The sequence below is a fragment of the Margalitia sp. FSL K6-0131 genome, assembly GCF_038008735.1.
Lineage (GTDB): Bacteria > Bacillota > Bacilli > Bacillales > Bacillaceae_C > Margalitia > Margalitia shackletonii.
Window position 1 is genome coordinate 1,865,424 of the sequence record NZ_JBBOZS010000001.1, and the last position, 20,738, is coordinate 1,886,161.

Genomic DNA, 20,738 nt, shown 5'->3' on the forward strand with positions numbered 1-20,738 from the left:
TTATGTCGAATATTATCAAGTTTGATCTACCGGATCACATATGAACCTTGGGCATGCCCCTTCCATATACTATCTTTAGTGATGTGACAACAGGAAGGGGCATAAAAATGGGCTTTCAGTTATCACTATTTTTATTGGCATTTGCCGTCAGTCTAGATAACTTCAGTACAGGATTCACATACGGATTAAGAAAATTGCGCATCCCCAATAAATCTATTCTCATTATTGCCCTATGTTCCGGGTTATCATTGTTTATTGCAATGCTGTTTGGGAATATTCTTCAAAAATTCATGTCACCAGAATTTGGGAATCGATTTGGTGGTATCATCTTAATTGCTATTGGAGGATGGGTGTTATTTCAATTTTTTCGATCAGAAAAAGAGGTAAGTGAACCACAAGAAAAGGTAGTGCTAAAACTTGAAATTCGCTCTTTAGGATTTGTCATCCAAATTTTGAAGAAACCAACTAGTGCCGATTTTGATCAATCAGGAACCATTACAGGAATTGAGGCGTTTATGCTTGGGGTAGCCCTGTCTCTGGACGCATTTGGTGCGGGAATAGGTGCAGCCATGTTGGGTTACTCTCCAATTAGCTTAAGCTTAATCGTTGCCATGATGAGTTTGATACTAGTTTCTGTCGGAATTCGGTTAGGTAAAGTGTTTTCACATTTAAATTGGATGCAAAAGGTTTCCTTTTTACCCGGGATATTACTCATATTGATAGGAATTTTGAAATTTTGAAAGGAACAATTATCATGGCTAGGATCATTGGATTAACGGGTGGAATTGCAAGCGGAAAAAGTACGATATCGAATATGTTAAGAGAAAAAGGTTTCACAATCATTGATGCGGATATTGCAGCTAGAGAAGTCGTTAATATTGGAGAAGAAGCATATCTTGCAATCGTAAAAGAATTTGGAGAAGAAATCCTTCAGGAGGATTTAACCATTAATAGAGGGAAGTTAGGGGCCATTGTATTTAACCAGGAAGAAAAAAGATTACTACTTAATAGCATTGTACATCCAGCCGTTAGAAAGTATATGAATGCTAAAAAGGAAGAAGCGCTTTTATCTGGGAAGAATACAGTGATTCTAGATATTCCGCTACTGTTTGAAAGCAAGTTAACCTACATGGTGGAGAAAACCATACTTGTTTATGTAGATGAACAGATTCAGTTAAAAAGATTAATGGAACGAAATCACTTTTCAGAAGCGGAGGCAAAAGCAAGGATTTCCGCTCAGATGCCTCTTAAAGATAAAATTCCATTAGCAGATGCTGTTATTGATAATAATGGAAATATTACAGAAACAGAAAAACAGTTAAATAGGTTAATAAATAGCTGGGAAATGACTCCTTAAACCATCATATTTCTAAATATGGTGGTTTTTTGTTTCTTTTCTTAAACTTTATTGCTTTTGTATACGAAAACCTAATTCGGGATAAGAATGAATAGCCTTTTTAAGAATAGATACCCCGGAACGAAGCCTATATTAGGATTTAAAAACAACAATCCGTTCGAAAACTGCCATTTTTATTAAAAAAAGTATCGCATAATCGAATTAATATGTTATACTAATTGTAAATCGAGTATAACATTTATTCAGGGGGACATCATTTATGAACGCAAAAGTAGCAATTAACGGCTTTGGACGTATAGGACGTATGGTATTTAGAAAAGCAATTTTAGATAAAAATATCGATATTATAGCCATTAATGCTAGTTATCCAGCGGAAACATTAGCACATTTAATAAAGTATGACACAAATCATGGCAAATTTGATGCAGAAGTATTTGCAGAAGATCAAGCAATCGTCGTAAATGGACGTCGTGTACAATTATTAAATAATCGTAATCCTGAGGAGCTTCCGTGGAAGGAGCTTAATATAGATATCGTAATTGAAGCTACAGGAAAATTTAATTCTCGTGAAAAAGCAGCTTTGCATCTTCAAGCTGGAGCAAAAAAAGTAATTTTAACAGCTCCAGGAAAAAATGAAGATGTGACAATTGTGATGGGGGTAAATGAAAGCGCATTAGATATTCGTAAGCATGATATTATTTCTAATGCTTCCTGTACTACAAATTGTTTAGCTCCAGTGGTAAAGGTTTTAGATGAGAAGTTCGGGATTGAGAATGGCTTAATGACAACGGTACATGCATACACAAATGATCAGAAAAACATTGATAATCCACATAAGGATTTACGTCGCGCAAGGGCTTGCGGACAATCCATTATCCCGACTACAACTGGTGCGGCAAAGGCACTTGCTCTAGTGCTCCCGCATTTAAAAGGAAAATTACACGGGATGGCGCTTAGAGTTCCAACTCCGAATGTTTCATTAGTCGATTTAGTAGTAGATTTAAAGAAAGATGTGACAGCGGAGGAAGTAAATGCTGCATTTATTTCAGCTGCTTCCAAAGAATTAAACGGAATTTTAGATTTTACAGAGGAGCCGCTTGTTTCCGTTGACTTTAATACAAATAGTCATTCCGCTATTGTGGATGGTTTATCTACGATTGTAATGGGCGGCAATAAAGTGAAAGTTTTGGCATGGTATGATAATGAGTGGGGGTACTCTTGCCGGGTAGTCGATTTATTGAAACATGTTGCAAATGAATTAATAAAGCCTTTGGAAGTAAAGGTTGGATGAGGTAACTGGCCTGCTGGTATTAAAATCAGCAGGCTTTTTATTTATTTATGAAGGTATTTAATAGATTAGTAGACCCAAGTAAAATAGCAGCCTGAAATTTTAAATTTTATATTGCAAAATTGACGTAAACAAAGTATACTATCAATCGTGAACTTCTTTGAAAATCATGTTTTTTTCATATTAAAAAAAATGAATAATTTGTAGCTACTTAAAGGGTTAGGACCTCTTTGGACTAACTTTCCCCCGTGGTAGTTGCTAAGGAGAAAATTCATTTGAATTTTTCTTTGATCGTAAAAATAATTCTTTAAAGGGGGAAACGATCGATGGAAACAATGGGTCGTCATGTAATTTCTGAATTATGGGGCTGTGATTTTGAAAAACTCAATAACATGGAGTTTATTGAAAGAACATTCGTAGATGCAGCATTGAAATCAGGTGCTGAAATTCGTGAGGTAGCATTTCATAAATTTGCTCCACAAGGAGTAAGCGGAGTAGTTATTATTTCTGAATCTCATTTAACTATTCATAGCTTTCCAGAGCATGGATATGCAAGTATTGATGTGTACACATGCGGTAATTTAAATCCAAACATTGCCGCTGACTATATTGCCGAATCACTTGGCGCTGAGACACGTGAAACAATCGAATTACCTCGTGGAATGGGTCCTGTCCAAGTTAAACAATCAAAAGTAACTGCTCTTTAAAAATCGATAAAAAAGTTAAAACGAGGTGTATGCTACATCTCGTTTTTTATTATTTTTCTTGTGAATTTATCATCTTTTTTATATGATGAAAGTAATCATGTACTTATAAACGGAGCTGATATAATGAAATGTCCGTCTTGTCAAAATAATGGGACACGCGTGATTGATTCTCGCCCCGTTGATGAAGGACGTGCAATAAGAAGAAGGCGTGAATGTGAGGAATGCTTGTATCGGTTTACGACCTTTGAAAAAGTGGAAGAAACCCCTTTAATTGTAGTAAAAAAGGAAGGCATTCGTGAGGAATTCAGCCGTGAAAAAATATTGCGCGGACTTATAAAAGCGTGTGAGAAAAGACCAGTTTCACTAGCGGAATTAGAAAAAATTTCATTAGAAATTGAAAAGTCGCTTCGAAATCTTGGATACTCTGAAGTAAACTCGGAAAAAATCGGCGAACTGGTTATGGACAAATTAGCAGCTGTAGATGAAGTAGCATATGTTCGATTTGCATCTGTCTATCGACAATTTAAAGATTTAAACGTTTTTTTAGAAGAATTAAAGGAATTAATCAAAAAGGAACAATAAAAAGGCTAGAGTTTCTTCGTTCTAGTCTTTTTCATTATTTTCCTCATCCTTTTTGAGCTTTTATTATTAATAACAAGGATGTGGCTTTTATGAAACAATTATGGAATGAGATACAGCCTGTGGATCGTTATCAAGTTTCCTCTAATGGAATGCTTCATGAATATGACGGCAAAGTGATCTCATTACTTTATCAGCCACTGATTGGGGTTAATTGTTATAGTTTATATATGACCTTATGGAATGAAATTGAAGTGAGCCGAGTATGGTCTGAAGAATGGACACATTACCATTTAATGAACTTTTTATCGTTAAATTTACGGGATATTTATGATGCCCGCTTAAAATTAGAGGGTATCGGTTTGTTAAAAACATATGTGAAAAATATGAATGAGGATAGATTATTTATATATGAACTGCAACCACCGTTGTCCCCAGAACAATTTTTCACAGATGGAATACTTAATGTTTTTTTATTTAAACAATTAGGCAGGCAACATTTTTTAAGATTAAAGAATATGTTTACTGATCCTGCTTTAAAAAAAGCGGAGTATCAAAATATTACTCGTTCCTTTCAAGAAGTATTTATGTCAGGAAGTGAAGATCATTTTTTACATGACATAGAGGCACATGAGGGAAGTAAGATAAATGAAAATCTGCAATTTCAAACTAGAACAAGTCCAAATGAAATTAAGATAGAAGAAGTTGATTTTGATTTCGACTTGTTTTTATCAGGTTTGAAAGGTTTGATCCTTCCACAAAAAGTAATGACGGCACAAGTAAGAGATGCAATTTATAAGCTTTCGTTTTTATATCACATTAACGCAATTGATATGCAAAATATTTTTCTAAGTGCACTGAATGCTGAGCAAAATATTGACATTGATGACCTTAGGAAGGCAGCTCGGGACTGGTACCAACTGGAGCATGCGAATGATTTACCGAAGCTAGTGGATCGTATTCAGCCATTAAAGGACCGGACTAGCAGTGAATTAGGGGATACACGTGAGGAAAAGCTTATTCATTATCTTGAAACGACATCTCCCCGACAGCTGCTGATTGATATTTCGGATGGAGCGGAACCTTCTAAAGCGGACCTTCAGGCTGTGGAAGACATAATGTTTCAACAACAGCTCTCAGCAGGCGTTGTCAATGTATTAATTCAATATGTTTTATTAAAAACAGATATGAAACTCACGAAAAATTATATGGAAAAGATTGCTTCTCATTGGACAAGGAAAAAGGTGAAAACAGTAAAAGAAGCGATGGAATTAGCAAAAAATGAGCACCGTCAATATCAGCAATGGGCTGATACTAAAAGCGAGCAAAAGAATGCGCGTAAAAAGCCAATTCGTACGGAAAAGCTTCCAGAATGGTTTGTGGAAAAAGATGAAACACAACCTAAAAATAATAAATCAAATCAAACAGCAGAATCTGTAGAGGAAAAACGTCGCAGACTTGAATCCATTCAACAAAAATATAAAAAATAGGAGGTGAATGGAATGGAGAATATTAATGAAACATTAAGAAGATTATCTAATAACAGCAACTTTCAACGAACTTACAGTGAGATGAAGCAAGAAATCCTAAACCATCCTGCTGTTCGAGAATTTTTGCTTCAACATACAGGTGAGATTACAACATCCATGGTCGAAAAAAGTTTAATGAAGTTATATGAATTCATTTCGCAAACGAGGGATTGTCAAAAATGTTCTAGCCTTGAGAGTTGTGTGAACATGATGCAAGGATATGAACCAGAGCTTGTTTTAGGGAGGAACGGCATAGATATCAAATACCGTCCTTGTCTGAAAAAAAGAATGTTTGATGAACGGAAGAAGAATGAAAAATTAATTCAGAGCCTTTATGTTCCAAAGGATATTTTACATGCGTCTTTTGGTGAATTCTCTTTGGAATCAGCAGGACGACTAAATGCGTATGAATTTGCAGAACGTTTTGTCGTGGAGTATGAGGCTGGTAAAAAAATGAAAGGGTTATTTCTTTATGGCAGCTTTGGAGTTGGAAAGTCCTATTTATTAGGTGCTATTGCTAACCATTTGGCGGAAAATAAACAGGTCTCCTCTCTCCTTGTTTATGTTCCGGAATTTTTCAGGGAAATGAAGCAATCATTAGGGGATCATACGTTAAATGAAAAGTTGGAAATGGTTAAGAAAGCTCCGGTGTTAATGCTGGATGATATTGGAGCGGAAGCTATGACGAGCTGGACACGTGATGAAATTCTAGGATCCATTTTACAGTTTAGAATGCAGGAAAATCTGCCAACCTTTTTCACTTCTAATTTCGATTATTCCGGTCTTGAACATCATCTTACCTATTCACAACGAGGGGAAGAGGAAAAGATGAAGGCGGCAAGGATTATGGAAAGGATAAAGTATCTTTCAACCCCAATTTTAGTGGAGGGACCTAATTTAAGAATATAGAAGGCCATAGCAATAAGCTTGGCCTTCTTTTTTTATCCTCGACTTCTAAAATAACCATGCTCCCCATATACATATAACATGGAATTTTCCATAGCAAGGGGGGCTAAAGTTGGATTTTATTTTCAAGTATTTAGATGATGCAGTATGGCTGCATGAATATTTTATTAAAAACGATAAGGAAATATGGTTCCATGAAACAATCTTTCAAAATCAAAAACAATATTTTTTAACTATAGATCTCTCCACGATTTCATTAGAAAATATTCAAGATGGATTTATACAATTTATTATTCAAAAGAAAAGAAACGATTGGGTGAAAGATATCTTAAGAGAGTATTTCTTCTATAAAGAAGAAGAGGAGCAAAACAATATTTTAGAAATTGTAATCGACATGTTTAATGGAGATAGACCAGAACTAACTTCTATAATTGGCGGAATAAATGAAACAGAAATGATTCGTCAAGCCATCTCCGCTTTGTTAGAGCAACATGATACCGTTTCATTTGATTCTCTTACGAAATTCAGGTTGAAGGAATACTATGAACAAATTATTGTATATGTCGAACTAGCTATTGATGAATATAAGATGGAGCAAGAATACCAAGTATTTATCCAGACTCTCCGTGATTATCTACAAAATCGCGATGCAAAATTGGATGTAGTAAGAATTTATTTTGATCAATACAGTATTTTTTATAATGAACAATATCAAGAAATGACCAAAAGTGAAATTTCGAATTTGATGGATCGCAGATTATTAACCAATCATCCAATCTACATTGATTCAGTAACAATTGCTCCTTTATTATCTATTGCTCCGAAAAAAATTTATCTTTATGCTGATTCATTTGATAATGGTTTAATTCGGACGCTTCAAAACATTTTTGAAGAGAGGATCTTTCTCGCAAAAAAAGACCAGTTTTGGCAAGAAAAAAATGCCTTTTTGGGAAAGGCAGCTAATAGGTAAGGAAAAATAATTTTCATACTCTTGATTTTCCGTAAAGAAACTTCTATAATTACGTACATACGAATTAAAGCATATGAAAAGTAATGATGAGGACAAGGGTATTCCTTTACGGTTTCCAGAGAGGAAAGGCATGGTGAAAACTTTCCATCACGAAATGAATACTTACCACCTCTAAACTTCAGCTGTGAACGTTAAATGTTTAACTAGTAATAGTTGACGGGTACATTCCGTTAAAAATTTCCTAAGTCATTTTTGTTTTTTTGGAAATGAAAAATAGGGTGGAACCACGTGTAAATAATACTCGTCCCTTTCCGTAGGGACGAGTTTTTTTATTTTTTATACATATAAAGGAGTGGACATATATGTCAGATATTAAAATTACGTTTCCAGATGGCGCAGTTAAGGAATTTGCCGGCGGAACAACAACAGAAGACATCGCAGCATCCATTAGCCCTGGCTTAAAGAAAAAAGCATTAGCTGGAAAACTAAATGACAAGTTGATTGATTTGCGCACACCTATCCATGAGGATGGAACAATCGCGATTATTACACCAGATCAACCGGAAGCACTCGAAATCCTCCGTCACAGTACAGCACACTTAATGGCTCAAGCAGTTAAACGTCTGTTTGATAATGTGAAACTTGGAGTTGGACCAGTTATCGAAGGCGGCTTCTATTATGATATGGATATCGATGTTTCGATTACACCAGAAGATCTTCCGAAAATCGAAAAAGAAATGAAGAAAATTGTAAACGAAAACTTAGAAATTATTCGAAAAGAAGTTACACGTGACGAAGCGAAAGAAATTTTTGCAGGTGATGAGTATAAACAAGAATTACTTGATGCCATTCCTGCTGATGAAAAAGTAACCGTGTATGAACAAGGTGAATTCATTGATCTTTGCCGCGGGGTACATGTTCCTTCAACTGGAAAGATAAAAGAATTTAAACTACTAAGTATCGCCGGGGCATATTGGCGCGGAAATAGCGACAATAAAATGCTTCAACGTATTTACGGAACTGCCTTTTTCAAAAAAGAAGAACTGGATGAACACCTTCGTTTATTAGAAGAAGCTAAAGAAAGAGATCACCGTAAAATCGGGAAAGAATTAAGTTTATTTATGACATCTCAAAAAGTTGGACAAGGCTTGCCATTATGGCTGCCAAAAGGTGCAACCATTAGACGTGTTGTGGAACGCTATATCGTCGATAAGGAAGTAAGTCTAGGATACGACCACGTCTATACACCAATTATGGGTAGCGTGGACCTTTATAAAACTAGCGGACATTGGGATCATTATCACGAGGATATGTTCCCCGTAATGGAAATGGATAATGAAGAGCTTGTTCTTCGCCCGATGAACTGTCCTCATCATATGATGGTATTCAAAAATGGCATCCACAGCTATCGTGAATTGCCAATCAGAATTGCAGAGCTAGGAACGATGCATCGCTATGAAATGTCTGGTGCTTTATCAGGGCTTCAAAGGGTACGCGGGATGACTTTAAATGATGCCCATATATTTGTTCGTCCAGATCAAATTCGCGATGAATTTAAACGAGTAGTGGAATTAATTATTGAAGTATACAAAGACTTTAATATTACTGATTATTCCTTCCGACTTTCTTATCGTGATCCGGAAGATAAGGAAAAATATTTTGATGATGATGAAATGTGGAACAAAGCACAATCTATGTTAAAGGATGCAATGGACGATTTAGGCCTAGATTATTTTGAAGCAGAAGGAGAAGCTGCCTTCTATGGTCCGAAGCTAGATGTGCAAGTTCGTACTGCATTAGGAAAAGATGAAACATTATCAACAGTGCAGCTTGATTTCTTACTTCCTGAAAGATTTGATTTAAACTATATAGGTGAAGATGGTAAGCCTCATCGCCCTGTTGTTATCCACCGTGGTGTTGTATCTACAATGGAACGCTTTGTTGCTTATCTAATTGAGGAATATAAAGGAGCGTTCCCAACTTGGTTGGCTCCAGTTCAAGCAACTGTCATCCCTGTTTCACCTGATGTACATCTTGATTACGCTAAACAAGTTAAAGAACAACTTAAAGCAGCTGGATTTAGGGTTGAATTAGATTTGCGCGATGAGAAAATGGGTTATAAAATCCGTGAAGCACAAATGCAAAAAATCCCATACATGCTTGTCGTAGGGGATAATGAAGTAAAAGACAATGCTGTTAATGTTCGTAAATATGGGGAACAAAAATCAGAAACAATCCCATTTGCACAATTTATGGAAAACTTAAAAGCAGAAGTTCAAGAGAAAAAATAAAAATTTCATTGCACCATAATTAAAACTTTGATAATATAAATGATGTTGTTTTAAATATAATAAAAATAGCAACAAGCCATTTGACATCGATTATAATTATATGATATATTATCTAAGGTAAATTGAATATTAGTTTGAGGAAAAGAAGGAGCACCCGCTTCTCGCCTGATTGACGCTTATATTGCAGTTGGCAGGTTTCGAAATTCATCACATTCAAAAACTATTCATACGTGAATGTAAGTGCGGGTCGTCTTTCCCGCACTTTTTATTTTGTTATGAAACCTAGCATTATAAAGTTCCAATGACGGCGAAATTCTTAACCCAAACCATTTATTCTAAGCTTGCCTTGGCTTCCAGGAAGCAAAAGACGAGCTATAGTTACTCTTTTGTAATCATAGATTTCTGATTGCTCGATTAAACCTTGGAGGTGGCTAACTATTAGCAAAGATATGATGGTTAATGATGGCATTCGTGCACGTGAAGTGCGTCTAATTGGTCAAAACGGAGAACAGCTAGGTGTTAAGTCCCGTAATGAGGCAATTGAAATTGCTTCGAGGGTAAACCTTGACCTTGTTCTAGTTGCGCCAAATGCAAAACCGCCAGTAGCTCGTATTATGGACTACGGTAAATATCGTTTTGAACAGCAAAAGAAAGAAAAAGAAGCACGTAAAAATCAAAAAGTCATCAGTATTAAAGAGGTTCGTTTGAGCCCTACCATTGAAGAACATGATTTTAATACAAAGCTTCGCAATGCCCTTAAGTTTCTTGAAAAGGGAGATAAAGTAAAAGCAAGCATTCGTTTCAAAGGCCGTGCGATTACACATAAAGAAATTGGTCAGCGAGTTCTTGATCGTTTCGCCGAAGCTTGTGCTGAGGTAAGTACAGTGGAATCAAAGCCAAAAATGGACGGACGCAGTATGTTTTTAGTTCTTGCACCAAAAACTGAAAAGTAATGTTATGAGGAGGAAAATCCTATGCCAAAAATGAAAACTCACCGTGGCTCAGCAAAGCGTTTTAAGAGAACAGGTTCTGGCAAACTTAAACGTTCTCATGCTTACAGAAGCCATATGTTTGCCAATAAAACAGTAAAACAAAAACGTAAGCTACGTAAATCAACTGTAGTTTCTAAAGGTGATTTCAGACGCATTCGTCACATGCTTTCTAATATTTAATCGTTCGTAATTGAAATAGGAGGGAAATATTATGCCACGTGTAAAAGGCGGAACAGTTACCCGCAGACGTCGTAAAAAAGTTCTTAAACTAGCAAAAGGTTATTTCGGTTCAAAACATACATTATTTAAAGTTGCAAACCAACAAGTAATGAAATCCTATATGTATGCTTATCGTGACCGTCGTCAGAAAAAACGCGACTTCCGTAAGCTATGGATTACTCGTATCAATGCAGCTGCACGTATTAACGGTCTTTCTTACAGCCGTTTAATGCACGGACTTAAGCTTGCTGGTATCGAAGTAAACCGCAAAATGCTTTCTGATCTTGCTATCCATGATGAAAAAGCATTTGCAGAACTTGCAAACCAAGCTAAAGCTCAATTTTCTAAATAAGAAAATTTATAAAGCCATTCTCGAAGAATTTTGAGAATGGCTTTTTACATAATAGGAGGTAGAAGGTTGTTAAGTAAATTTATCATTGGTTATTTTATAATCATCAATTTAGTTGGGATTATTATCATGGGAGTAGATAAAAATTATGCAAGAAAACATAAATGGAGAATCCCGGAAAGAACGCTTTGGAAAATTGCCATTATTGGGGGAGCATGTGGAACGACCATAGGAATGAAGATATTTCACCATAAAACGCAGCATCCAAATTTTAAAGTGGGATTTCCGATTTTAGCACTGCTGGATCTAGTCCTTTTCTACTTCATTTTGCATATTTGAGTAATAACCATCCGGTTTGTTCAATATGTATAAGTATGATTCTTCATCATAGACAAAACATCAAAGGCGGGTGAGAATGTGAATGATCAACTATTGATCTTATTTTCATTTGTTGAAAGTAGTGCCATTTTAGCCCCATTCCTCTTTATCTTATTTCACTTACTAAGGCAATTTTTGTTTATACCAGTAGCGGTTGTGTGCATGGCAGGAGGAATACTGTTTGGAAGCTTACTCGGAATTATCTATTCTTTAATTGGGTTACTGTTGCTGTCTGTTATCAGTTATTTTTGGATTAAAAAAATGCCGCGCACCTATGAAAAATTTGTGAGAATTAAACAAAAATGGTTCGGGCAGCGTGCAAAGTTAACGGTTGGCCAAATCGCTATCTTAAGACTCATACCATTTATCCACTATCAGCTTTTAACGATTTGTTTAATAGAAAGAAGCACGAATTTTCGAGAGTACATGAGAGGCTCCATTATAACAAATCTTCCTTTAGTCTTTTTCTACACAGTATTCGGGCAATTTATTTCCCGTTTTACACCAGGTATGATTATCATGATTTTGCTTGCTCTTTCGATATTGTTTTATATTTTAAGAGAAAAAGTGGTTGTCATGAAGTGGCGTGAATTTTTTAACGGTACATCATGATAACATAAAAATAGCCCATTAAAGGGCATTTTTTATTTTTGGCTACATATGCGGATTTTTTGAATTATGATTAATGTCGTGTAACAATCTAATGATTTGTTCATTTTGTTCCACTTGTCTTCCGGAATTAATTTTAATTTCATGTACCCAAATAAGTAAAATAATGATAATAACTAGCGGTATTAAACTATACAATAAAAATGGAAATAAGCCAAGTAAGGTCATGTATATTATCCCCCTATTCTTTTAATGATATCTATTACATTACGATTTATAATGAGATTTGTTTCGTTTTTATCCCAATCTCGGAGCAAAATTCCTGTAAAAGGTACATTATTTTAGAAGGATTTGCAGACGGAGTGCATTTTATTTTATCAATCAGGATTGAATTAAATTACATTACATGTATATGACCTAGCCGGTAAGCTAAAAATAACGAAATTAGAAGCAATTTTTTGTAATTAGGGATGAATCTCATATTTAACATGGTAGAAGTCCAACAAGCCTATATAGCAAAAAATTAGGTGAATGAAGGAAGGGTATTAATAGCAGAATTTTTGTACATTTTCGCTTTTTCTATTATAATGGAATAGGTACATATTATTAATTCGGAGGTCATAATATTGGCTAAATTAGATGAAACATTAACGATGCTGAAGGACCTGACAGATGCAAAAGGGATTCCAGGAAATGAACGTGAAGTTCACGATGTAATGAAAAAATACATAGAACCATTTGCTGATGAAGTGACATCTGATGGTTTAGGCAGTTTAATTGCGAAAAAAGTAGGCGACGAAAATGGTCCTAAGATCATGGTAGCTGGCCATTTAGATGAGGTAGGCTTCATGGTGACAAAAATTGATGACAAAGGCTTTATTCGTTTTCAAACGGTTGGCGGTTGGTGGTCACAAGTCATGCTTGCTCAACGAGTAACGATTGTCACAAGAAAAGGCGATATTACAGGTATTATCGGCTCTAAACCGCCACATGTATTATCACCTGAAGTCCGTAAAAAGCCATATGAAATCAAAGATATGTTCATTGATATTGGCGCATCCAGCAAAGAAGAAGCACTTGAGTGGGGCGTTTTGCCAGGGGACATGGTCGTTCCGTATTTCGAATTTACTGTCATGAACAATGAAAAAATGCTATTAGCAAAAGCATGGGATAACCGCATCGGCTGTGCCATTGCCATCGATGTTCTTAAAAACTTGAAAAATGAAAATCATCCAAACGTAGTTTATGGAGTAGGAAATGTTCAAGAAGAAGTAGGACTTCGCGGAGCTAAGACAGCTGCAAATGTAATTAAGCCGGATATCGGTTTTGGTGTAGACGTAGGTATCGCTGGTGATACACCGGGACTTTCTGAAAAAGAAGCAATGAGTAAAATGGGGGAAGGTCCGCAAATCATCCTTTATGATGCGTCAATGGTATCCCATAAAGGCCTACGTGACTTTGTGGTTGGTGTTGCGGATGAATTAAATATTCCATATCAATATGAATCCATCCCTGGTGGAGGAACGGATGCAGGTTCCATTCATTTGACAGCAAATGGTGTACCTTCCTTAGCGATTACCATTGCAACTCGATATATACATTCACATGCTGCGATGCTTCATCGTGATGATTATGAAAATGCCGTGAAGTTGATTACCGAAGTGATCAAGCGCTTAGATAGAGATGCAGTAAATAAAATTACTTTCGAGTAAATACACAAAGAAACGCATGGAATCCATGCGTTTTTGCATTATGCGGACACTGATTCCGTTATTCACATAAAAAGTGCTATTTTGGAGATGTTTGCGGACACACGTTCCGTTATTTACTGTAATACACTCCAAAATAGCTCTTTTTTCGCTTGATAGCGGAACCCGTGTCCGATAAAAAACTGAAATCACCATATTATTCACAAATAACGGAACGTATGTCCGCTTACATTCAACATGTTTTGCTTACTGTTTTAACCCTTGTTCTAACGTTTCCAGCATCATGTCTTGTTCCTTTTGATCCGCATGATTCCAGATTACTTCAAACAAAACACCTAAACCTGGAAGCAGTTTTTCTTCGCCTCTTTGTATAGCATCTACAATCGTATCCTTCAATTGATCTTGTGTATTACCAGAAACATTGTGAATAATTGCATTTCGCAGGTTCAAATTCATGAAGACACACTCCTTTTTATTCTTTTCTCTCTTATCATTACACTAAGTAAATTTTCTATGTACGAAAAATACGTTATAATGGTAGACAAGCTATTATAAGGAGAATTGTCTTGTGAAATATATTCAATCTATACAAAATCCGCAAATAAAACAATGGAAAAAGCTATTAACCAAAAAAGAACGCGAAAAAACAAATACCTATATTCTTGAAGGCTTTCATTTAGTGGAGGAAGCTTTACATTATAGAGATGATATAATCGAAATCATTGTTAGTGAAGAAGCGGATTTACCTGCATACTGGGACGTAAGTGATATATCAATAACGAGAGTTACACCGGAAATAAGCAGAATCATATCTGATACCGAAACAACTCAAGGGATTTTTGCGATATGTCAAATAAGAAATGCAACAACCAAGGACTTAACAGGGAAATCTTATTTACTCCTTGATGGTGTGCAAGATCCAGGAAATCTAGGTACGATGATTCGAACAGCAGATGCTGCAGGAATTGATATGATTCTTTTAGGAAAAGGTACTGCAGATATATATAATCCAAAGGTTCTACGCTCCGCTCAAGGAAGCCATTTCCATGTAGAGTTTTTGTCTGGAAATTTACAGGAATGGATTCCGAAACTGAAAGCAGCAAATGTTCCAATCTACGGTACTGCTCTAGAAAATGGAATTCCTTATAAAGAAGTGCAGCCGGAACCGTCCTTTGCCCTTATTCTGGGTAATGAAGGAAATGGTGTATCGAAAGAAGTGTTATCTCTAACAGATAAAAATCTGTACATCCCAATCTTCGGGAAGAGTGAATCCCTTAATGTTGCAGTTGCTGCTGGCATTTTAATGTATTATTTTAAAAATTAGAGCTCACTTAACTTAAAAAATGACATAATATATCAAAATCCATTTGAAAATCATTTCACAAAATACTATAATAGAAACAATTGAATGAAGTTGAAAGACAATGATAGGGAAAAGTAGCTTATGACATTCATGCAGGGAGAAAATGCCAAAGACTGAAAGCATTTTTATGAAAAATTAAGTGAAGTTCACCCCTGGAGTCAGCATCGGGACCGTTTATTGAAACGTAAAGATGCATCGGTGAAAAACCGTTATCAAAGTTAAGTGAACATAAGAAAAATGATTATGTTAATTAGGGTGGTACCGCGATGATAACCTCGTCCCTTTTGTGGAGACGGGGTTTTTTTATTTTTTCAAAGGAGGAAAAAAATATGGAGCAAAAATTAAAGGAGCTTCAAGCAGAGGCTTTACAAAAAATCGAGCAAGCAGAAGAATTAAAAGCACTTAATGATATTCGTGTTGCGTTTCTAGGAAAAAAAGGACCAATCACCGAAGTATTAAGAGGAATGGGGCAATTATCTGCTGAAGAACGGCCTAAAATGGGTGCTCTTGCAAATGAAGTGAGAGAAGCCATCAGTGAAAAAATCGAAACGAAGCAAAAAGCATTAGAAGCGGCAGCAGTTGAGAAACAATTAGCTTCCGAAACAATTGACATCACCCTCCCTGGCCGTCCGGTGAAAGTTGGAAACCATCATCCATTAACAAAGGTAATTGAGGAAATTGAAGATCTGTTTATCGGGATGGGCTATAAAGTGGCGGAAGGACCAGAGGTAGAAAAGGATTACTACAACTTCGAGGCATTAAATCTGCCAAAAGGCCACCCTGCACGTGATATGCAGGATTCCTTCTATATTACAGAAGAACTGCTGCTTCGTACTCATACATCACCTGTGCAAGCAAGAACTATGGAAAAGCATGAAGGCAAAGGACCAGTGAAAATTATTTGCCCTGGTAAAGTATATCGCCGTGATAATGATGATGCCACACACTCTCATCAATTCATGCAAATCGAAGGATTAGTGGTGGATGAAAACATCACAATGGGAGATTTAAAAGGTACGTTACAAGTGTTTGCTAAGAAAATGTTCGGAGAAGATCGTGAAATTCGCCTTCGCCCTAGCTTCTTCCCATTCACAGAGCCATCAGTTGAAATGGATATCACCTGCAAGATTTGCGGTGGAGAAGGTTGTAATGTATGTAAAGGTACTGGTTGGATTGAAATTTTAGGAGCAGGAATGGTTCATCCCAATGTTCTTGAAATGGCTGGATTTGACTCGAAAAAATATACAGGATTTGCTTTTGGAATGGGACCCGAACGTATCGCGATGTTAAAGTACGGAATTGATGATATTCGTCATTTCTACACAAATGATATTCGTTTCTTAAAGCAATTTGCTGTAACTGAGTAAAAGTTGGAGGGATATAAATGTTAGTTTCTTATAAATGGCTGCAAGAATATGTAGATTTAACAGGAGTTGAAGCACACGACCTTGCGGAAAAAATTACACGCAGCGGTATTGAGGTTGAAGGTGTGGAACAAAAGAGCAAGGGTGTAAGCGGTGTTGTGGTAGGGCATGTTCTTGAATGTGAAAGGCACCCAAATGCCGATAAATTAAATGTCTGCCAGGTTGATTTAGGGGAAGGCGAACCGGTTCAAATCGTTTGCGGTGCACCGAATGTCGGAAAAGGTCAAAAAGTAGCCGTTGCAAAAGCGGGTGCCGTCTTACCGGGAAATTTTAAAATTAAACGTTCTAAATTACGCGGGGAAGAATCAAATGGAATGATTTGTTCCTTAAAAGAACTTGGAATCGACGGAAAGCTTGCTCCAAAGGAATATGCGGAAGGAATTTTTGTTTTCCCAAATGATGTGGAAGTTGGCTCAGATGCCCTTGCATTATTAAATTTGGATGATGAAGTGCTAGAGCTAGGCTTAACACCAAACCGTTCTGATTGTTTAAGCATGCTTGGTGTTGCTTATGAAACAGGTGCTATTTTAGGGAAAGAAGTAAAACTTCCAAGCGTTAATCATGAGCGTTCTTCTGAAAAAGCGTCCGATTATATTTCTGTTAAAGTAGAAGCGAAAGAAGCAAATCCGCTTTATACAGCAAAAGTGATTAAAAATGTAAAAATTGGTCCATCCCCTTTATGGATGCAGACGAGATTAATGTCTGCCGGCATTCGTCCGCATAACAATGTAGTAGACATTACAAACTATATTCTTTTAGAGTATGGTCAGCCATTACATGCATTTGACTATGAACAGCTTGGTTCTAAAGAAATCGTTGTTCGCTTAGCACATGAAGGAGAAAAAATCGTTACCCTTGATGATGCGGAAAGAACATTGAAAGCAAATCATCTTGTCATTACTAACGGAAAAGAACCTGTAGCGATGGCAGGTGTAATGGGTGGAGCAAATTCAGAGGTAACTTCTGATACAACAACAGTCTTGCTTGAATCAGCTTACTTTGATGCACAAACAATCAGAAATGCATCAAAAGATCATGGCTTACGAAGTGAAGCAAGTGCACGCTATGAAAAAGGCATTGATCCAAATCGTGTGCATGAAGCAGCAGAGAGAGCAGCCCAATTAATGGCTAAATATGCTGGTGGTGAAGTTCTTGATGGTACAGTTGAAGTTAATTCTTTAACAGTGGAACCTGCTGTTGTTTCCATTACACTTGAAAAAATTAATTCTTTCTTAGGTACTTTCATAACAAAACAAGAAGTGAAGGAAATTTTCGATCGCTTGCAATTTGGCGTCGAGGTTGACAATGACACCTTTACCATTACAGTTCCAACACGTCGTGGCGATATTACAATCCAAGAAGATTTAATCGAAGAAGTTGCAAGACTTTACGGATATGATAATTTACCAATAACGTTACCAACCGGTGCTGCAACTCCTGGTGGGTTAAGCGATATTCAAAGAAAACGCCGCACGACAAAAAGATTTTTAGAGGGTGCAGGACTAAACCAAGCGGTTACGTATTCATTGACAAGCTTAGAGAAATCTTCTCAATTTGCTTTAGAAAAGCGTGATCCAATCCGCCTTGCGATGCCGATGAGTGAAGAAAGAAGCTATTTACGCTTAAGCATTGTTCCACAGCTACTGGAAGTAGTGTCATATAATAATGCTCGTAAAAACGAGTCTATTGCATTATACGAAATTGGATCTGTCTTTCTAAAAACTACAGATAATGAACAGCCTGAAGAGCATGAACATTTAGCCGGAGCCATCACAGGCCTTTGGTTAAATCATCCATGGCAAGGCGAGAAAAAGCCAGTTGATTTTTACGTGGCAAAGGGTGTTATTGAAGGCTTGTTTGAAGAGCTTGGTGTTAGTGATTCCATTACTTATCAAGCAGCAGCTGTGGAAGGGATGCATCCTGGAAGAACAGCTGAGATTGTTCTTGACGGTAAGGGAATTGGCTATGTTGGCCAAGTACATCCACAAGTTCAAAAAGACTTGGATTTAAAAGAAACGTATGTATTCGAAATCAATATGAAACCAGTTTTTGATCATCCAGTTCCAGCTCTTCAATACAATGCTATTCCTCGCTTCCCAGCGATTACACGTGATATCGCTTTAGTGGTAGATCGTAAGGTGAATGCTGGTGAAGTAAAAGAAATTATCGAGAATGCAGGCGGAAAATTATTGAAGAACGTATCCATTTTCGACTTGTACGAAGGGGAACATATGGAACCAGGCAAAAAATCCATCGCCTTCTCTTTAACTTATATGGATCCAGAAAGAACTTTAACGGATGAAGAGGTTGTAAAAGCACATAATAAAGTACTTGCAGCGGTGAAAGATAAAGCAGGTGCAGAGTTAAGAGGATAAAATAAAAACGCAGAACCTTGAATTGGTTCTGCGTTTTGTCTATTAATCCCTGCTAATAAACCCAATTAACCTTAGCAACTCTAAGAACAAATTAATAAAGTCTAAGAATAAGTTAAGTGCAAGTAACGGAACTGCTTCTTCTGTAAATTCCATGCGCTTCATGCGATTAAAGTCGAACATAATGTAAAGAGAGAAGACAACTGTTCCGATTATAGATGCAACAAAGAGTGCAGTAGAGGAAAACGGTGAAAAGATATTAATCAAGCCTATTACCACTAATGCGAGTAGAGCTGTAAATAAAATCCCGCTTAAGAACGATAAATCTTTTTTCGTTTTCGTGCCAACAAAACTCATTACTGCAAATATAACAAGAGTTGCGGTGAACGCAGATAAAACAACTTTAGCTCCTGAAGTTGCTAAGTAATGGGCAACTATCGGATAAGTTGTAATCCCTGAAATGAACGCAAAGGCAAATAAAAATCCATATCCAACGCTTTTTTTCTTTCTTAAAAGAAAAGCGGATAAAATCATGATGAACTCAACGACCATTAATGGCATAAACAATGCCGGTGGTACCATGGTTCCGATCAGCATTCCGATGACAGCCAAGCATAGTGAAAGGGCGAATGCTTTTAATACTGAACCCATGAGATCCCGCTTATTTACTGAGGTATAAACATCGTACATTTTTACTCATCTCCTTTATAACCATTTTATTCATTTTACCATATAAATTATACAAGCTAAATCTACAAATTATTGGGACGGGCAACAATGAGATTATTGTTTAATCGAGTGTATCCCTATCCTTGTTGCAATTTACTGAAAATTTGCTATTCTAATAGAAACTATTAACGTAATATAAAGTAGGGGAAAACATGGATAACAGAGTAAGGAACAGTATGCCAATGATTAAATACGATGGAAATGCCTTTGTTGATATGGAGGACGAAGTGGCCATTGAATATCCTCTAACTATTTTTATCGATAATGAGGAGTTTGCCACAATGGTCTGTTCACCAACCAATTTAGAGGAGCTGGTAATTGGCTTCTTAGCTTCAGAAGGGATGGTACGTACTTTCGAAGATATAGAATCTATGGTAATCGACGAGGGAAAGGGGCTAGTTTATGTTAGCTTGAAGGTCAAGCAATCCATTAATAAGGAATTTTATTCAAAGCGATTTATCGGTTCTTGTTGCGGGAAAAGCAGGCAATTTTATTTTCATAATGATGCAAGAACAGCGAGAACTGTTTTAAGCAAAATACAGATCACAATTGAGCAATGCTTTCGTCTAATGAAGCTTATGCAAGAGCAATCCGTTGATTTCCAGCAAACCGGCGGAGTTCATAATGCCGCGCTATGCACTGCTGACCAACTTCTTTATATTCAAACCGATATTGGTCGTCACAATGCACTTGATAAGCTTTACGGTATTTGTCTAAAGGGAAAATTGCCGCGAAACGATAAAATCATTTCTTTTAGTGGTAGGGTTTCATCGGAAGTTTTATTAAAAGTTGCAAAAATGGGAATTGGTATTGTTCTTTCAAAATCGGCACCAACTACATTGGCCATTGAACTGGCGAATGATCTAGGTATTACAGTCGTGGGCTTTATTAGGAACCATCAATTTAATATTTATTCTCATTCTGAAAGAATAATAGAAGGTAAGAAAGGGGAGTAATAAATAATAAC

22 protein-coding genes and 3 other annotated features are annotated in these 20,738 nt (G+C 36.6%); of the genes, 19 read left to right on the top strand and 3 right to left on the bottom strand.

What is annotated here, in order from left to right; all coding sequences use genetic code 11:
- The first annotated feature begins 107 nt into the window (after nucleotides 1-107).
- From ytaF to NSQ59_RS09085, 14 genes are all read left to right on the top strand, one after another.
- Nucleotides 108-740, top strand: coding sequence for a sporulation membrane protein YtaF (ytaF, locus tag NSQ59_RS09020; RefSeq protein WP_055739052.1), 633 nt, complete (start codon nucleotides 108-110; stop codon nucleotides 738-740).
- 14 nt (nucleotides 741-754) lie between these two features.
- Nucleotides 755-1,357, top strand: coding sequence for a dephospho-CoA kinase (gene coaE, locus NSQ59_RS09025; protein WP_055741171.1), 603 nt, complete (start codon nucleotides 755-757; stop codon nucleotides 1,355-1,357).
- Nucleotides 1,358-1,616: 259 nt separating this feature from the next.
- Nucleotides 1,617-2,648, top strand: a complete 1,032-nt coding sequence (locus tag NSQ59_RS09030) for a glyceraldehyde-3-phosphate dehydrogenase (RefSeq protein WP_055739053.1) — start codon at nucleotides 1,617-1,619, stop codon at nucleotides 2,646-2,648.
- A gap of 323 nt (nucleotides 2,649-2,971) precedes the next feature.
- Nucleotides 2,972-3,352 carry an adenosylmethionine decarboxylase gene (gene speD / locus NSQ59_RS09035; protein ID WP_055739054.1) on the top strand — a complete coding sequence of 127 codons (381 nt, stop codon included), beginning with the start codon at nucleotides 2,972-2,974 and terminating at the stop codon, nucleotides 3,350-3,352.
- A 123-nt stretch (nucleotides 3,353-3,475) separates the two neighbouring features.
- The gene (gene nrdR / locus NSQ59_RS09040) at nucleotides 3,476-3,934 is read left to right on the top strand and encodes a transcriptional regulator NrdR (RefSeq protein WP_055739055.1); all 459 of its coding nucleotides are present in this window, start codon (nucleotides 3,476-3,478) and stop codon (nucleotides 3,932-3,934) included.
- An 89-nt stretch (nucleotides 3,935-4,023) separates the two neighbouring features.
- Nucleotides 4,024-5,421 carry a replication initiation and membrane attachment family protein gene (locus NSQ59_RS09045; RefSeq protein ID WP_055739056.1) on the top strand — a complete coding sequence of 466 codons (1,398 nt, stop codon included), beginning with the start codon at nucleotides 4,024-4,026 and terminating at the stop codon, nucleotides 5,419-5,421.
- Nucleotides 5,422-5,433: 12 nt separating this feature from the next.
- Nucleotides 5,434-6,369, top strand: coding sequence for a primosomal protein DnaI (gene dnaI / locus NSQ59_RS09050; RefSeq protein ID WP_055739057.1), 936 nt, complete (start codon nucleotides 5,434-5,436; stop codon nucleotides 6,367-6,369).
- Nucleotides 6,370-6,478: 109 nt separating this feature from the next.
- On the top strand, nucleotides 6,479-7,336 hold the full coding sequence (locus NSQ59_RS09055; protein ID WP_055739058.1) for a putative sporulation protein YtxC: 858 nt from the start codon (nucleotides 6,479-6,481) through the stop codon (nucleotides 7,334-7,336).
- Nucleotides 7,337-7,410: 74 nt separating this feature from the next.
- Nucleotides 7,411-7,648: a binding site (T-box leader), on the top strand.
- A 50-nt stretch (nucleotides 7,649-7,698) separates the two neighbouring features.
- The gene (gene thrS, locus NSQ59_RS09060) at nucleotides 7,699-9,627 is read left to right on the top strand and encodes a threonine--tRNA ligase (protein WP_055739059.1); all 1,929 of its coding nucleotides are present in this window, start codon (nucleotides 7,699-7,701) and stop codon (nucleotides 9,625-9,627) included.
- A gap of 136 nt (nucleotides 9,628-9,763) precedes the next feature.
- Nucleotides 9,764-9,901: a sequence feature (ribosomal protein L20 leader region), on the top strand.
- 175 nt (nucleotides 9,902-10,076) lie between these two features.
- Nucleotides 10,077-10,580 (top strand): translation initiation factor IF-3, encoded by a 504-nt coding sequence (gene infC / locus NSQ59_RS09065; protein ID WP_126647797.1) that lies wholly within the window; start codon nucleotides 10,077-10,079, stop codon nucleotides 10,578-10,580.
- 21 nt (nucleotides 10,581-10,601) lie between these two features.
- Nucleotides 10,602-10,799 carry a 50S ribosomal protein L35 gene (gene rpmI, locus NSQ59_RS09070; RefSeq protein ID WP_055739061.1) on the top strand — a complete coding sequence of 66 codons (198 nt, stop codon included), beginning with the start codon at nucleotides 10,602-10,604 and terminating at the stop codon, nucleotides 10,797-10,799.
- A gap of 31 nt (nucleotides 10,800-10,830) precedes the next feature.
- A complete protein-coding gene (rplT, locus tag NSQ59_RS09075) occupies nucleotides 10,831-11,190 on the top strand; it encodes a 50S ribosomal protein L20 (protein WP_055739062.1) in 360 nt (119 codons plus the stop codon).
- Nucleotides 11,191-11,256: 66 nt separating this feature from the next.
- The gene (locus NSQ59_RS09080; RefSeq protein ID WP_235950780.1) at nucleotides 11,257-11,526 is read left to right on the top strand and encodes a DUF1294 domain-containing protein; all 270 of its coding nucleotides are present in this window, start codon (nucleotides 11,257-11,259) and stop codon (nucleotides 11,524-11,526) included.
- 78 nt (nucleotides 11,527-11,604) lie between these two features.
- Nucleotides 11,605-12,177 (top strand): TVP38/TMEM64 family protein, encoded by a 573-nt coding sequence (locus tag NSQ59_RS09085; RefSeq protein ID WP_055739064.1) that lies wholly within the window; start codon nucleotides 11,605-11,607, stop codon nucleotides 12,175-12,177.
- Between the two features lie 42 nt (nucleotides 12,178-12,219).
- On the opposite strand, the gene NSQ59_RS09090 is transcribed toward NSQ59_RS09085, so the two are convergent.
- The gene (locus tag NSQ59_RS09090) at nucleotides 12,220-12,402 is read right to left on the bottom strand and encodes a hypothetical protein (protein WP_055739065.1); all 183 of its coding nucleotides are present in this window, start codon (nucleotides 12,400-12,402) and stop codon (nucleotides 12,220-12,222) included.
- A gap of 398 nt (nucleotides 12,403-12,800) precedes the next feature.
- On the opposite strand from NSQ59_RS09090, the gene NSQ59_RS09095 reads away from it, so the two are divergent.
- Nucleotides 12,801-13,886 (top strand): M42 family metallopeptidase, encoded by a 1,086-nt coding sequence (locus NSQ59_RS09095; protein ID WP_055739066.1) that lies wholly within the window; start codon nucleotides 12,801-12,803, stop codon nucleotides 13,884-13,886.
- 243 nt (nucleotides 13,887-14,129) lie between these two features.
- Here the strand turns inward: NSQ59_RS09095 and sspI are convergent, their stop codons facing one another.
- On the bottom strand, nucleotides 14,130-14,339 hold the full coding sequence (gene sspI / locus NSQ59_RS09100; RefSeq protein WP_055739067.1) for a small acid-soluble spore protein SspI: 210 nt from the start codon (nucleotides 14,337-14,339) through the stop codon (nucleotides 14,130-14,132).
- A gap of 112 nt (nucleotides 14,340-14,451) precedes the next feature.
- Here sspI and NSQ59_RS09105 point away from each other — a divergent pair, with 112 nt between their 5' ends.
- The 3 genes from NSQ59_RS09105 (at nucleotide 14,452) to pheT (ending at nucleotide 19,045) form a co-directional block, all read left to right on the top strand.
- Nucleotides 14,452-15,207 carry a TrmH family RNA methyltransferase gene (locus NSQ59_RS09105; protein ID WP_055739068.1) on the top strand — a complete coding sequence of 252 codons (756 nt, stop codon included), beginning with the start codon at nucleotides 14,452-14,454 and terminating at the stop codon, nucleotides 15,205-15,207.
- A gap of 91 nt (nucleotides 15,208-15,298) precedes the next feature.
- Nucleotides 15,299-15,532 (top strand) — a binding site (T-box leader).
- Between the two features lie 43 nt (nucleotides 15,533-15,575).
- Nucleotides 15,576-16,613 carry a phenylalanine--tRNA ligase subunit alpha gene (gene pheS / locus NSQ59_RS09110; RefSeq protein ID WP_055739069.1) on the top strand — a complete coding sequence of 346 codons (1,038 nt, stop codon included), beginning with the start codon at nucleotides 15,576-15,578 and terminating at the stop codon, nucleotides 16,611-16,613.
- 17 nt (nucleotides 16,614-16,630) lie between these two features.
- Nucleotides 16,631-19,045: a phenylalanine--tRNA ligase subunit beta gene (gene pheT / locus NSQ59_RS09115; protein WP_055739070.1), complete on the top strand. Its 2,415-nt coding sequence runs from the start codon at nucleotides 16,631-16,633 to the stop codon at nucleotides 19,043-19,045.
- 42 nt (nucleotides 19,046-19,087) lie between these two features.
- On the opposite strand, the gene NSQ59_RS09120 is transcribed toward pheT, so the two are convergent.
- The gene (locus tag NSQ59_RS09120; protein ID WP_055739071.1) at nucleotides 19,088-19,732 is read right to left on the bottom strand and encodes a Bax inhibitor-1/YccA family protein; all 645 of its coding nucleotides are present in this window, start codon (nucleotides 19,730-19,732) and stop codon (nucleotides 19,088-19,090) included.
- A 191-nt stretch (nucleotides 19,733-19,923) separates the two neighbouring features.
- On the opposite strand from NSQ59_RS09120, the gene fdhD reads away from it, so the two are divergent.
- Nucleotides 19,924-20,727, top strand: a complete 804-nt coding sequence (gene fdhD, locus NSQ59_RS09125; RefSeq protein WP_055739072.1) for a formate dehydrogenase accessory sulfurtransferase FdhD — start codon at nucleotides 19,924-19,926, stop codon at nucleotides 20,725-20,727.
- Nucleotides 20,728-20,738: the final 11 nt, after the last annotated feature.

Coding starts and splice junctions, on each gene's coding strand:
- ytaF (WP_055739052.1), top strand. CDS start 108: ATGGGCTTTCAGTTATCACTATTTTTATTGGCATTTGCCGTCAGTCTA.
- coaE (WP_055741171.1), top strand. CDS start 755: ATGGCTAGGATCATTGGATTAACGGGTGGAATTGCAAGCGGAAAAAGT.
- NSQ59_RS09030 (WP_055739053.1), top strand. CDS start 1,617: ATGAACGCAAAAGTAGCAATTAACGGCTTTGGACGTATAGGACGTATG.
- speD (WP_055739054.1), top strand. CDS start 2,972: ATGGAAACAATGGGTCGTCATGTAATTTCTGAATTATGGGGCTGTGAT.
- nrdR (WP_055739055.1), top strand. CDS start 3,476: ATGAAATGTCCGTCTTGTCAAAATAATGGGACACGCGTGATTGATTCT.
- NSQ59_RS09045 (WP_055739056.1), top strand. CDS start 4,024: ATGAAACAATTATGGAATGAGATACAGCCTGTGGATCGTTATCAAGTT.
- dnaI (WP_055739057.1), top strand. CDS start 5,434: ATGGAGAATATTAATGAAACATTAAGAAGATTATCTAATAACAGCAAC.
- thrS (WP_055739059.1), top strand. CDS start 7,699: ATGTCAGATATTAAAATTACGTTTCCAGATGGCGCAGTTAAGGAATTT.
- infC (WP_126647797.1), top strand. CDS start 10,077: ATGATGGTTAATGATGGCATTCGTGCACGTGAAGTGCGTCTAATTGGT.
- rpmI (WP_055739061.1), top strand. CDS start 10,602: ATGCCAAAAATGAAAACTCACCGTGGCTCAGCAAAGCGTTTTAAGAGA.
- rplT (WP_055739062.1), top strand. CDS start 10,831: ATGCCACGTGTAAAAGGCGGAACAGTTACCCGCAGACGTCGTAAAAAA.
- NSQ59_RS09090 (WP_055739065.1), bottom strand. CDS start 12,402: ATGACCTTACTTGGCTTATTTCCATTTTTATTGTATAGTTTAATACCG.
- sspI (WP_055739067.1), bottom strand. CDS start 14,339: ATGAATTTGAACCTGCGAAATGCAATTATTCACAATGTTTCTGGTAAT.
- pheS (WP_055739069.1), top strand. CDS start 15,576: ATGGAGCAAAAATTAAAGGAGCTTCAAGCAGAGGCTTTACAAAAAATC.
- pheT (WP_055739070.1), top strand. CDS start 16,631: ATGTTAGTTTCTTATAAATGGCTGCAAGAATATGTAGATTTAACAGGA.
- NSQ59_RS09120 (WP_055739071.1), bottom strand. CDS start 19,732: ATGTACGATGTTTATACCTCAGTAAATAAGCGGGATCTCATGGGTTCA.
- fdhD (WP_055739072.1), top strand. CDS start 19,924: ATGGATAACAGAGTAAGGAACAGTATGCCAATGATTAAATACGATGGA.